General features: G+C 70.3%; 13 protein-coding genes and 1 pseudogene. 6 read left to right on the top strand and 8 right to left on the bottom strand.

The features are described 5' to 3' along the window. Window positions 1–19: 19 nt before the first annotated feature. The gene (locus tag ABFX54_RS42145; RefSeq protein ID WP_346112510.1) at window positions 20–1231 is read right to left on the bottom strand and encodes an ROK family protein; all 1212 of its coding nucleotides are present in this window, start codon (window positions 1229–1231) and stop codon (window positions 20–22) included. Window positions 1232–1403: 172 nt separating this feature from the next. Here ABFX54_RS42145 and ABFX54_RS42140 point away from each other — a divergent pair, with 172 nt between their 5' ends. From ABFX54_RS42140 to ABFX54_RS42130, 3 genes are all read left to right on the top strand, one after another. Then, window positions 1404–3044, top strand: coding sequence for an extracellular solute-binding protein (locus ABFX54_RS42140; protein WP_346112508.1), 1641 nt, complete (start codon window positions 1404–1406; stop codon window positions 3042–3044). A gap of 134 nt (window positions 3045–3178) precedes the next feature. Beyond that, window positions 3179–4156 (top strand): ABC transporter permease, encoded by a 978-nt coding sequence (locus tag ABFX54_RS42135; RefSeq protein WP_346112507.1) that lies wholly within the window; start codon window positions 3179–3181, stop codon window positions 4154–4156. Continuing rightward, window positions 4153–5076, top strand: a complete 924-nt coding sequence (locus ABFX54_RS42130) for a carbohydrate ABC transporter permease (RefSeq protein ID WP_346112506.1) — start codon at window positions 4153–4155, stop codon at window positions 5074–5076. Before ABFX54_RS42135 ends, ABFX54_RS42130 begins: the two co-directional genes overlap by 4 nt. A gap of 16 nt (window positions 5077–5092) precedes the next feature. Here ABFX54_RS42130 and ABFX54_RS42125 read toward each other — a convergent pair whose 3' ends face one another. Then, window positions 5093–5272: a hypothetical protein gene (locus ABFX54_RS42125; RefSeq protein WP_346112505.1), complete on the bottom strand. Its 180-nt coding sequence runs from the start codon at window positions 5270–5272 to the stop codon at window positions 5093–5095. A 111-nt stretch (window positions 5273–5383) separates the two neighbouring features. Between ABFX54_RS42125 and ABFX54_RS42120 the strand changes: the two genes are divergently transcribed. Then, on the top strand, window positions 5384–5833 hold the full coding sequence (locus ABFX54_RS42120; RefSeq protein ID WP_346112503.1) for a MarR family winged helix-turn-helix transcriptional regulator: 450 nt from the start codon (window positions 5384–5386) through the stop codon (window positions 5831–5833). Window positions 5834–5897: 64 nt separating this feature from the next. Here the strand turns inward: ABFX54_RS42120 and ABFX54_RS42115 are convergent, their stop codons facing one another. Next, complete coding sequence (locus tag ABFX54_RS42115; protein ID WP_346112502.1) at window positions 5898–6779, bottom strand: hypothetical protein; 882 nt, start codon at window positions 6777–6779, stop codon at window positions 5898–5900. A gap of 86 nt (window positions 6780–6865) precedes the next feature. After that, window positions 6866–7408 carry a hypothetical protein gene (locus tag ABFX54_RS42110; RefSeq protein ID WP_346112501.1) on the bottom strand — a complete coding sequence of 181 codons (543 nt, stop codon included), beginning with the start codon at window positions 7406–7408 and terminating at the stop codon, window positions 6866–6868. A 172-nt stretch (window positions 7409–7580) separates the two neighbouring features. Between ABFX54_RS42110 and ABFX54_RS42105 the strand changes: the two genes are divergently transcribed. Next, a complete protein-coding gene (locus ABFX54_RS42105; protein ID WP_346112500.1) occupies window positions 7581–7742 on the top strand; it encodes a hypothetical protein in 162 nt (53 codons plus the stop codon). On the opposite strand, the gene ABFX54_RS42100 is transcribed toward ABFX54_RS42105, so the two are convergent. Genes ABFX54_RS42100 through ABFX54_RS42085 form a run of 4 tightly spaced genes read right to left on the bottom strand, consistent with a single transcriptional unit; the run spans window position 7725 to window position 11362 of the window. Next, window positions 7725–8357, bottom strand: a complete 633-nt coding sequence (locus tag ABFX54_RS42100; RefSeq protein ID WP_346112499.1) for a VOC family protein — start codon at window positions 8355–8357, stop codon at window positions 7725–7727. The two genes, ABFX54_RS42105 and ABFX54_RS42100, sit on opposite strands and share 18 nt — an antisense overlap. Beyond that, window positions 8344–9144 carry an alpha/beta fold hydrolase gene (locus tag ABFX54_RS42095; protein WP_346112498.1) on the bottom strand — a complete coding sequence of 267 codons (801 nt, stop codon included), beginning with the start codon at window positions 9142–9144 and terminating at the stop codon, window positions 8344–8346. Before ABFX54_RS42095 ends, ABFX54_RS42100 begins: the two co-directional genes overlap by 14 nt. Beyond that, window positions 9141–10070 (bottom strand): Rieske 2Fe-2S domain-containing protein, encoded by a 930-nt coding sequence (locus ABFX54_RS42090; RefSeq protein ID WP_346112497.1) that lies wholly within the window; start codon window positions 10068–10070, stop codon window positions 9141–9143. The genes ABFX54_RS42095 and ABFX54_RS42090 overlap by 4 nt, the downstream gene beginning before the upstream one ends. Then, window positions 10067–11362, bottom strand: a complete 1296-nt coding sequence (locus ABFX54_RS42085; RefSeq protein ID WP_346112496.1) for a flavin monoamine oxidase family protein — start codon at window positions 11360–11362, stop codon at window positions 10067–10069. The genes ABFX54_RS42090 and ABFX54_RS42085 overlap by 4 nt, the downstream gene beginning before the upstream one ends. A 51-nt stretch (window positions 11363–11413) precedes the next feature. Between ABFX54_RS42085 and ABFX54_RS42080 the strand changes: the two are divergent. Continuing rightward, a pseudogene (locus ABFX54_RS42080) lies at window positions 11414–11954 on the top strand (hypothetical protein); the annotation flags it as partial.

The following is an 11954-nucleotide window of genomic DNA, read 5'->3' as shown; positions in this document are numbered from 1 at the left end:
CACGCCCCCGTGACCAAGGTCAAGGGATTCGCGACAATCCCCCGGGCAATCTTCCCGAATCAACGGAGTCGAGCACCCTCGCCGCGCCCCCGAGCGCCGCCGCGTCGTGCCCCAGCGTCGAGGCCACGACCTGGCACCCGCCGGCCTCCTCGGCGACGACCCGGCCGGCCAGCTCGTCGTGCACGGCGGGCAGCAGCCACGGCGCCAGCGGCACGTAGTAGCCGCCGAGGATGACCACCTCGGGGTTGAGCAGGTTGGCCAGCAGGGACACGCCCTTGCCCAGGTCGCGGCCCACGGAGCCGAGCGTGGCCAGGGTGCCGGCGTCGCCCGTGCGGGCCAGGCGCACGATCTCCTCGATCTCGACCTGGGTCTCGGCCGGCGACACGTCCTTGCGCAGCACGGCGGCGATCCCGGCCATGGCCTCCAGGCAGCCGCGCCGGCCGCAGTGGCAGCGGGGGCCTTCGGGGTCGAGCTGGACGTGGCCGATCTCGCCGCTGAAGCCGCGCCCGCCCTTGCGCAGCCGTCCGTCGAGGATGACGCCCGCGCCGACGCCGATCTCGCCGGTGAGGTAGACCAGGTCGGAAGCGCCGGCATGGGCGCCGAAACGCTGCTCGGCCAGGGCAGCGAAATTGGCGTCGTTGTCGACCTGGATGGGGAAGCCGGGGTCGCGCAGCGCCTTGGCCAGGTCGCCGCCGAGGTCGGCGTCGCGCCAGCCGAGATTGGGCGCGATGCGTACGGTGCCCTGCACGTCGACCAGCCCGGGAACGGCCACGGCCAGGCCGAGCACCTGGCGCTCCTCCTTGGCCATGCGCCCGACCACGCGCCTGATGACCGCCCCGACGGCCGCCACGCCCTGGTTGACCGAGTCGCCAGCCGAGAACGAGCGCCGCCAGGTCAGCAGCCGCTCGCCGGCCAGGTCGACGGCCACGGCCGACACGGTGTCGACGTTGATCTCGACGCCGATGGCCGCGTACGGCGAGCCGTCGAGGACGAGCATCGTGGCCGGCCGGCCCACGCGATTCTCCGTCAGCCCGGTCTCGCGCACGAGCCGGCGATCGATGAGGTCCGCGACCAGGCTGGACACCGTCGCCTTGTTCAGCCCGGTGGAGGCCGCGATGTCGGCGCGCGAGCAGGGCGCGTGCTCGCGGACGAAACGCAGCACGACCGCGAGGTTGGTGGCCCGTACGTCGGCGAAGTCGGCCGGCTGAGGCCCGGTCGTAGAAGTGATCAATATCAGCCCCGTTCCCGCCAGGAGGTGACCCCAGCATGCCGCATCGCCGGCTCCCTTCACCAACCTGTGACCATCGCGCTCACTTGTGGGTGCGGTCCCAGTCTACTAATTTGTTTGGTCGGAATACCAACTAATTTAGAGCGGCCATCCCGACAGGGACAGGGGACGAGCCATGCAGAACTCAACAACCCGCCGGGGCTTTCTCGGCCTGGTCGGCGCGAGCGTCCTCGTGGCGGGCTGCGCCGAGAAGAAGGAAGCGTCGAAGGGCACGGCCGTGGCGGCCGACAAGCTCAGGAGCCTGGTGCCCACCAGGACGCCGTTCGAGATCCCCGGACTCAAGCCGGACCTGCCGGGCAGCGAGTTCGTCCAGCCCGGTTTCCTGTCGCGCCCCGCCCAGATGGTGCAGGCCGTCACCACCAAGCCGCTCACCAGCGGCAAGGAGGTGACCGCGATGACGCCGCTGTGGGGCACGGTGCCCCCGGGCCTGGGCAACAACTCCTACTACGACACCGTCAACGAGCGGCTCGGCGGGACCGTCCGCTTCAACATCTCCGACGGCAACACCTACGGGCAGAAGCTCAGCACCGTCCTGGCCAGCGGCGACGTGCCGGAGATGGTGATGATCCCCGAGTGGGAGCTGATCAAGATCGGCCACTTCACCGAGGCCGCCAACAAGCTCTTCGCCGACCTGTCCCCCTACTTGGCCGGGGACAAGGCCAAGGAGTTCCCGCTGCTGGCCAACTACGACACCGCCGCCTGGCAGTACGGCGTCTTCGGCGGCGTGCTCCAGGGCATCCCGTGGCAGAACGACCCGTTCCCCTTCGCCACGTTCGTCCGCGAGGACATCATGCGCGGGCTCGGACTGGAGCACCCCAGGAGCGCGGACGACCTGGTCACGCTGGGCAAGGAGATCACCGACGCCAAGAAGAAGCGCTGGGCGTTCGGCGGCGGCATGGACAACGAGCTCCAGCGGGCCTTCGGCGCGCCGCGCGAGTGGCGCAAGAAGAGCGACGGCACCCTTGAGTACAAGTACGAGACCGCCGAGTGGGCCGCCAGCATCGAGTTCCTGACCAAGCTCTTCGAGGCCGGTTACATCCATCCGGACGTCGTCGCCAACAAGGACGCCGACAACAAGGCCATCTTCGGCAACGGCGAGATGGTCATCTACCGCGACGGCCTCGGCTCCTGGCACGAGAACATGGGCCGCTTCGGCGCGGACAACCCCGACTTCAAGCAGATGATCGTGGACCCGTACCCGGCGCACGCGGGCGGCAAGCCGATCATGTGGCGCAACGAGCCCGCCAGCATGTTCGTCTTCATCAAGAAGGGGCTCGGCGACGCCCGCACCCGCGAGCTGCTCGCCCTGTCGAACTGGGCGTCGGGCCCGTTCGGCACCCAGGAGTACGAGCTGGTCACCAACGGCGTCGAGGGCAAGCACTATACGGTCGAGGACGGCAAGGTGAAGCAGACCGCGCTCGGGCGCAAGGAGGTCGCGCCCACGTACCTGTTCCTGGCGGGCCGGCCCAACGCCAACGCGATGAGCCAGTACGAGGGCCTGGTCCAGGGCCTGTGGGACTGGTCGACCAAGGCGGCGGCGATTCTGGAGAACGACCCGTTCGCGGGGATCCGGGTGGAGCGTCCGTCCAAGATGGCCGGGCTGACGGTCCCGACCGAGGACAAGATGCAGGAGATCTTCCGCGGCAAGCGGCCCGTCTCCGAGTGGCCGAAGATCGTCAAGGAGTGGCGGGACGGCGGCGGGAACGAGGCGCGCGAGTTCTACATGAAGGTCGCCCGCGACAACGGCCGGCTGTGAGCCCTCGTGACGCACACGACGACGCCGCAGGACGTCTCACACAGCACGACACCGCAGGACGTCTCACACAGCACAACGCCGCAGGACGCCTCGCGCATGACGACATCGCAGGACGTCTTCAGGACAGCGCCGCCATGGGCACGGTGACGACCCGGCGGCCCGCCCCAAGCGGCACGCGCCCCGCTCCCCCGCCGCCCCGGCCCCCGTGGCGGGTCAAGCTGCGCAGGGACTGGCCGCTGCTGGTGATGAACCTGCCGATGCTGCTCGTGGTGCTCGCCTTCTGGTGGGTCCCGGCGCTCGGCAACGTGATCGCCTTCCAGGACTACAACCCGTACACCGGCGGCATCCTCGGCAGCCCGGTCATCGGCTTCACGAACTTCGCGCTGCTCTTCGAGGACCCGCAGTTCCTGCGCGCGATCACCAACACCCTGTCGATCACCGCGTTCCAGCTCGTCTTCTACTTCCCCCTGCCGATCATGCTGGCGCTGCTGCTCAACAGCCTCGCCTCGGCGAAGCTGCGGGCGTTCGTGCAGGGCGTGGTCTACCTGCCGTTCTTCTTCTCCTGGGTGCTGGTCGTGGCCATCTTCCAGCAGATGTTCGGCGGGGCGGGCCTGCTGGCGCAGATCCTGCGGGAGAACGGCCGCGAGGCCGTGGACTGGATGACCAACTCCGACACGTTCATCCTGCTGATCACCTCCCAGACCATCTGGAAGGACGCCGGCTGGGGCGCGATCATCTTCCTGGCCGCGCTCAGCACCATCGACCCCAACCTGTACGAGGCCGCCGCCGTGGACGGGGCCCGCCGCTGGCGTCGCATGTGGCACATCACGCTGCCCGGCCTGCGCCCGGTGATCGTGCTGCTGCTGATCCTGCGACTGGGCGACGCGCTGAACGTCGGCTTCGAGCAGTTCATGCTCCAACGCAGCGCCGTGGGCAGCGAGGCGTCCGAGGTGTTCGACACATTCGTCTACTGGTCGGGGATCCGGACCGGCGACCTCGGGTACGGGGCCGCGGCCGGGCTGTTCAAGGGCCTGGTGGGGCTGCTGCTCATCGTGGCGGCCAACCGGGTGGCGCACGCGTTCGGCGAGCGAGGGGTGTATTCGAAGTCATGACCGCACTGACGAGCAGGCCCCGCGCCCGCAGACCTGCCGGGCTCGCGCCCTGGGAGGAGCGGCCGTCGCCGGTCGGCCAGGTGGGCAAGGGCACGCTGCTGACCATCATCGTCGTGGCCGTGCTGGGCCCGCTCTACACGATCGTGCTGACCAGCCTGAGCTCCACCGCCACGGTGACCAGGGCGGGCGGGCTCGTGCTGGTGCCCGACGGGATCACGTTCGAGGCGTACCGGCAGATCTTCTCCGACACGGTGGTCAGCCACGCGGTCATGGTCAGCACCGGCGTCACCGTCGTGGGGACGCTGGTCAGCGCCGGGGTGAGCGTCCTGGGGGCGTACTCGCTGTCGCGCCCCGGCTCGTTCCTGCACCGGCCGCTGCTGTTCAGCGTGCTGCTGATGTTCGTCTTCATCCCCGGCATCATCCCCGTGTACCTGATGGTGAGCGGGCTGGGGCTGAAGGACAGCTACTGGTCGCTGATCCTGCCGACGGCCGTGTCGGCGTTCAACGTGGTGGTACTGCGCTCGTTCTTCATGGGCATCCCCGGGGAGATCCTGGACAGCGCGCGCATCGACGGGGCCGGGGAGTTCCGCATCCTGTTCCGGATCGTGCTGCCCATGTCGAAGGCGGTGACGGCCGTGGTGGCGATGTTCTACGCGGTCGGGTACTGGAACGCGTGGTTCAACGCGATGCTCTACATCGACGACACCAGGAAGTGGCCGCTCGCGCTGATCCTGCGGCAGTATGTGGTCGACTCCAACCCGCTGCCCGCGGCCACGGCCGGCGTGACGGGTGACGCCCCGCCGACCCTGGCGATCAAGATGGCCATCGTGGTGATCGCGGTCATCCCGGCCCTGATCATCTATCCGTTCGTGCAGCGCCACTTCACCAAGGGCGTGATCGTGGGCGCCGTCAAGGGCTGAGCGCCGGGGACGCCGCTCAGGAGTAGAAGTGCATCACCAGCGCCAGGCCGCCGAAGTGGACGATCGCCACGATCACCAGCAACGACACGAACACGAACTTGGCCGGGCCGTGCTCGAAGTGCTTGCCCTCCTTCAGCGGAGGCAGCTTGGCCTGGCGCTCGGCGATGCGCTCCTCGATCGACTTGCGGTGAAACACGGATGGCGTCCCTTCCTGACCGAAGGTTTGCGTCCATACTGTTTGTGGACTATTAATTAGTACGCAAAGTAATTTACCAGATGGTTCCGGAGGTGTCGTCGCATGGAGCCTGTGACGGAGACTACAGATCTCCTCGCGCTGGACAGGCAGGTGTGCTTCGCCCTCAGCATCGCCTCGCGCAGCGTGATCGGGCTCTACCGGCCGCTCCTGCAGCCCCTGGGCCTGACCCATCCGCAGTACCTGGCCATGCTCGCGCTCTGGCAGCACGAGCCGCTTTCGGTCAAGGAGCTCGGCGAGCTGCTCCAGCTCGACCCCGGCACCATGTCCCCGCTGCTCAAGCGGCTCCAGGCGCTCGGCTACGTCAACCGCGAGCGCAACAGCCACGACGAGCGCTCCCTCGTCGTGACCCTCACCCCGGCCGGCCGAGAGTTGCGGGCACGGGCCGAGCAGATCCCGCCGGCGATCGTGGCCCGCCTCGGCATGGACCTCGACGAACTCCAGGATTTGCACACCGCGCTGACCCGCCTGATCAAGGCGGCCCACACCCCCGGCGACCAGTAAAAGCGACCGGCGTGACACACAGGGCCGGCACGGCGAGAACCAGCCGGTCCTGTGGCTGCGGGGGTCAGTCGAACAGTTCGTCGACGCTGGTGACGACGAGCGCCCTATTGATCCAGGTCTTCAGAGCTTCCTGGTCCGTGCAGGCGAGGATCCGACGCCGCGCTTCGAACGGGGCCTGGATGTTCCGCCCGTCCAGGATCATGAGGACAGCCTTGGCCTCACCCTTCGCTTCGCCCTTCGCCTCGCCATATTCGACACACTCGCGGATGAGCGGGTGGACCATGGCGTCTTCGACGGTCACTTCCATGCCGATCTCCTTGCCGAACTGAGCGAGGTTGAACTTGGGTAGCAGCGCGAATACGAGTTGAGCATAACTCGGCTGACCCTTCGGCCGCAGAGCCGCGGCCTCGACGAAGGTCCGGAGGACCTCGATGCCCTCCGGGGTCTGGGGGTCGCCGTACATGATGGTGGACAGAGCGGTGAGCTCAGCATCATCGCAGGCCTGTTCGATGTCGGTGACTCTAGGGATATCGCGGGGCCCCGCGACGATCGGCCGCAGCACCCAGTCCGGATGCCCCATGTCGATCGGCTCGGCGCAGTCCTTCGCGGTCTTCTCGTCCTGACAGAAGACCAGAAGCACCACCGGGCACTCCTCGATCGCCCGTAGGGTGCTCAGATAGACGGGCCAGGACCAGGTTTTCCTTTTGTCGTACTGTCGTTGGACCTCCAGCACCACCGCTCGCACCGGGTTGCCCTCTCGATCCAGGAGGACAACGGAGTCCGCCCGGTATTCGGTGGGCCGGCAGTTGGTGAAGTCGCAGGTGCCCAGCCGGGCCCGGTCGAAGGCCGGCACCGCGACGCCCACTTCGGCCAGCAGGGTTGCGACCAGGGACGGGCGGTTACGGACGAGTTCGATGAGGTACTCATGTTCTAATGTCGGCGACATGCCGAACAGATTACCGATTGAGACTGACCGATTACTCAGAGTCAAACTTTTCTCCGCTTTAGCTGGCAGATGGCCGCTTTGCGGAGTCAGTAGAGGCGGCGCAGGTCCATCTGGAAGTTCTGCCGCCAGCTCTGCCCGCCGTCGACCGAGGTCTCGCCGATCTCGTGCCAGGCCGTGTCGGTGAAGGTCAGCGTGTAGCGGGTGGTGAAGGAGGGCGTCCGCAGGCTCCACTCGAACCGGCGGTCGCCGACGACCGGCTCGACGGTGGTGACGAAGCCGCGGGAGAACGCCTCCCAGCGATACTGCCCCGTGACATCGTTGTAGTTGATCACGGCGAGCGCGCTGTCCACGATCGTCCCCGGGTCGGCCTTGTCGCGTCCCTGCCCCTCGACCGAGATGACCAGGTCACCCGCCTGGTAGCGGATCCACTCCGTCTGCAGGAACTCCTGGCGGGCGCCGGAGGGCAGGATGGTCCAGCCGGTCCCGGCCCAGGCGCCGACCATGAAGGAGAGCCTGCGCATGGCCTCGGCCTGGGTCAGGGGCTCTCTGGCGGGTGCGGCGGCCGCCGCGGGGGTGACGGCGATCAGCAGCAGGAGGCAGGCCAGCGGGATCAGCAGGCGTGACTTCATCAGAACGGTCTCCATTCGAAGGCGTAGCGGCGAGCGGCGATACGTAGGGCCAGATGATTCGATGCGTAATTCGTGGCGATCCGATGCGTAATTACGGCCGTCCCGCTGGACCGGCGGCGGACGGCGAGCCGATGCTGGATCCGAGGTCCGTTCTCTCATCCAAGGAGCGCTCATGGGCTTGAACCTCCGGCTGGTCGTCCCCCTGGTCTACGCGGCCGCGGTCATCGTGGCCTTCCTGATCGGGCAAACAGTGGGCTCGGTGGTCGCCATCGTCGGAGCCCTCCTCGTGGCCGCGTTCTTCGTCATCACCGCGCGTTCACGTCAGCGCCAGTAGCGCGCCCCAGGGGTCGCGCACGATCGTCGCGCGGTCGCGGCCCGAGGCGATCGTGGCGCCCAGTTCGACCGCCCGCGCGCTCGTCGCCGCTCGGCCGACGGTGGCGAAGAATGTCAGCCAGCACGGGCTCATCCCCTCCGGCGGCGCCATGACCTCGACCCCGTTCAGGCCGGGATAGAAGCCGGCGTCGTGCGTCCACAGCTCGTGGCCGCACCAGGTGCCCGGCTCGTCCACCAGGACGATCCCGGCCGGCCTGCGCCCCTCCCACAGGCCGAAGGGCGCCCCGCAGGCGTCGAGCGCGAACAGCAGCCGCCCGTCGTGGCCGGCCGGGACCGGGCCGAGCAGCACGCTCCCGCCCCTCTCCTTCACCTGTACGGCCGCCGCCCGCGCGTCCGGCGTCGCCAGGTACGTGTTCCACGAGGCGGGCAGCCCGGCGGGCACCCGTCCGAAGCCGCCCACGACCCGGCCGCCGAGCTCGATGAAGGAGTAGCCGCCCGCGTCACGGAACGTCCAGCCGAACAGCTCCCCGTAGAAGGCCCGCGCGCCCTCAGGATCCAGCGCCCCGTAGTCCACCCAGCACGGCGTGCCCGGCCGGTAGTGCTCATGAATCGGCATGCTGCACCTCCCGCGCCGCCGTCCGCAGATGAGCGCCGATGACGGGCGCCACGGCGGCGGGACGCTCGATCATGCACAGGTGCCCGGCGTCGGGCACGGTGATCACGCCGCAGCCGGGGACGGACCCGCGCAGCAGCTCCGCGCTCGCCCGGAAGCCCGGCATGTCCTGCTCGCCCAGCACGACCAGGGTGCGCGCCCTGATGCCACGCAGATCGTCCACCGTGTGGACGTGCCTGCTCAGGCCGTACATGGCGCCGTCACGCAGCTCGCGCCACGAGTGCCTGGCCACGATCGCGCGCAGCCTGGCGCGCAGCTCGGGATGGCGCTCGGTGCCGCGGAAGATGTCCGGCGGGGCCGCCATCCACACGTCGGCCAGCCGTTCGCCGTCCACACCCATCCTGGCCAGCCCGGCCAGCGTGCGGTAGCGCCCCGCGGTACCCGGCTCGGCGGGCGCGCCGGCGATGGTCGGCGAGCCGACGACCAGCCCGCGCACGTCGCCGGGGTGGTCGATGACCAGTTGCAGGGCGATCATGGAGCCGATCGACTCGGCCACCACCAGCGTGGCCCCTTCGGCACGCGCCAGCCCGGCCAGCTCCGCCGCCAGGGCCGGCAGCGACGTGCCGGGCCGCAGCGGTCTCGACCGGCCATGGCCCGGCAGGTCCACGCCGACGTGCCGCCAGCCGGGCAGCAGCCCCCACAGCGGCTCCCAGACCGAGGAGTCCATCGTGTAGCCGTGGATCCACAACACCGAGGGGCCGTCGCCGCGCGTACGCACATGCAGGCTCACGACGTCACCCCCGCCGGGGCGAAACCGGCGCAGAAGCGGCGGAAGGCGATCACGGACGTGTCGGCCGCGTCGTAGCGCTGCGGGGCATGCACGTCCAGGTGGTCCCAGACCACGCGGTCCTGGTCGAAGGCGTAGCGGGCCCCGTGCACGAGCGCGGGCAGCGACTCCCGCTGGTCCCGCCGCACGCCGATGACCACCCGCCCCACGCTGCCCGTCCCGTCCGGCACCGCTCCCGTGATGATCGTGTACGGTGCCGCGGCCGTGCCCAGCTCGGTCAGCACGAGGTGCGGGCTGTAGGCACAGGCCACGAACCGGGAGGCGAAGTTCGGCCGCCGCTCCTTCTCCCACGGCGGCGCCTTCGTCCGGAACTCTCCCTCGATGACCAGCTCGTCGTGCTCCCCCATGCTGACCCGCATGCCCCGCACCGCCGGCACCAGGTGGACGGTGCTGAAGTGCTCGGCGTCGAAGGCGTTCTCCACCACGTACTCGGCCGGGACCGCGACCCGCTGGTTCACCGCCGCGACGAACGTCAGCTCCCCGGCCGCCTGCTTGATCGCCTGCTCGAAGCCCCGGTCGTCGCCCGGATCGGCGGACAGCCGGGCGAACACCGCCGCTCCGGCGTGCAACGTCCGCACCTCGCCCACCGACCAGCGGCGGGCCCGGTCGCCGAGCGCGATCCGCTTGCCGTGGAAGGGGCAGATCACGCACTGCCCGTCCAGCTTGCCGCCGTAGCCGAGGTGGGCGCCCCGGTGCGGGCAGGTTGCCTCGAAGACGCGGACGCCGTCGTCGTCGCGCACCGCGATCAGGTCCGTGCCGCCCAGCCGCAACGGGGTGAGGCCGGGGGCGAGTTCGTCGTCGAGCGCGAGCAGGAACCAGCCGCCGTGCAGGTCGCCGTGCGGGGGGCCGGTCGTGGTCTGTCCGATCACCTCAGTGCTCCGATCACCTCAGTGGCCGCGCGTTCCCCGCCGGCCATCGCCATGTGCGCCATGGGCGGTCCGGCCAGGCCGGTCGTGGCCTCGCCGGCGAAGAAGATCGTCCCGCCCATCGGCTCGGCCCAGGCCGCGGGCGCCCACAGCGCCCCCGCCCCCGGATACGTGTACGCGCCGCCCGCCCACGGATCGGCCCCCCAGTCGGCCACCTTCACCACCTCCGGCACCCGCCCCTTGGTCCAGGGCACCGCCTCAGCCAGCCGAGACAGCAAGGGCCCGTCCCTCCAGGCCACCTCACCCTCGCCGCCCGCCGGGGCCGAGGCTCGCCAGACGGCTCTGGCCCAGCCGGCCGCTCCCGCCTTTGCCATGATCACCACTTCGTGGCGGCCGGCCGTGGCGGTGACGAAGCCCAGCCGTCCTTCCGGATCGAAGACCACGACGGACTCGGGCGCGGGCTCCGGGTAGGTGACCAGGGCGCACCAGGCGTCGCCAGGGCGCAACTCCTGGGCCGCCGCCTGCTTGCGTACCGGGAGGTCGTTGATCGTGAGCCGCCCGTCGGCGACGATCGGCGGCGGCACCGTGACCACGGCAGCGGCCGCGTCCACGACGTGGCCGGCGGCGGTGACCACGCGCACCCGGCCTGGCGACCAGGTCAGGCGCACGACCGGGTCGCCCAGCCGCACCCTCAGGCCGTCAGCCAGCCGCTCGGGGAGCGTGCGCAAGCCGCCGGGCAGGGCGAACTGGCCTTGTCCCACGGCGTCGGCCCGGCGGGCCGCGGACACGCCGAGCGCGCTCAGCGCCTCGGGGTCGGCGGCCCAGTTCTGCCTGAACCACTCGGCGGCCGGCTCCAGCGCGGTGGGAAAGCGCACCGTCTGCTCCTTCAGCCACTGCGCCACCGACACGTCCCCACACCCGCTCGGAGAAGGGCGCCCCGCCGCCTCCACCACCGGCCGGCCGGTCGCGTCTGCCACCAGTCGTTCCTCCAGCAGCGGCGGGGGTGGGCGGAGTGCGGACAGGGGGTGCGGGGCGCCGTTCATGAGCACTTTGGCGGCGTAGCGGGGCAGCGGCACCAGGGCGGGCAGTCCTGGCAGCGCGCCGATCGGGTTGCGGTCGCCGTGCACGACCTGCGCGCCGAGCTCCAGTCCCGAGTCCTCGTCGGTGTGGATCCGGCCGCCGATCCGCGTCCTGGCCTCCAGCATCTCCACCGCCAGGCCCGCGCCCGCCAGTTTCGCGGCGGCGGCCAGGCCGCTCACGCCCGCGCCGATCACGACCACGTCGAGCTCTGCCACCGGCCGCTCCTCTGTAGTAGGTTGTCGTCGGCTTGATCACGAGGAGACGCGATGACCGCATCCCGTACGCTGCCCGCCCACCTGGCCCACCCGTTCTCTCCTCGCGGGCGGCTGGATCCGTATCCCGCGTACCGGTGGCTGCGTGAGCACGATCCGGTCCACTTCGACGTCACCTCGCGCATGTGGCTGCTGACCACGCACGCCGACTGCGCGCTCGCGCTGCGCGACCCGCGCTTCTCCGCGGCGCTGGGGCAGCGGGAGCGGGTCAGGGACGACGAGCTGCCGCCGTCGATGCTCACCACCGATCCCCCCGAGCACCAGCGGTTACGCTCGCCGGGGGCGCTGCTGATGGGGCCGGCCGCGATCCGCGGGATCTCCGGCGGCATCGCCGCCGAGATCGAGCGGGTGCTGGACGGCCTGGCCGGACGCGAGCGGATCGAGGCCACGGCCGACATCGGCGAGCCGCTGGCCACCGGCGTGCTGGCCGAGCTGGCCACGCTGCCGGCCGCCGACCAGGCCGCGTTCGCCGTGCTGGCCGCGCGGGTGTCGGCCGTGGCCTCGATCCGCTCGCGTCCGGCCAGGCCGTCCAGCA

It is taken from the genome of Nonomuraea maheshkhaliensis (assembly GCF_039529435.1).
In the GTDB taxonomy this organism is placed as follows: domain Bacteria; phylum Actinomycetota; class Actinomycetes; order Streptosporangiales; family Streptosporangiaceae; genus Nonomuraea; species Nonomuraea maheshkhaliensis.
Note: the sequence above shows the minus strand (reverse complement) of the source record. Positions and strands in the feature narration are given on the sequence as shown.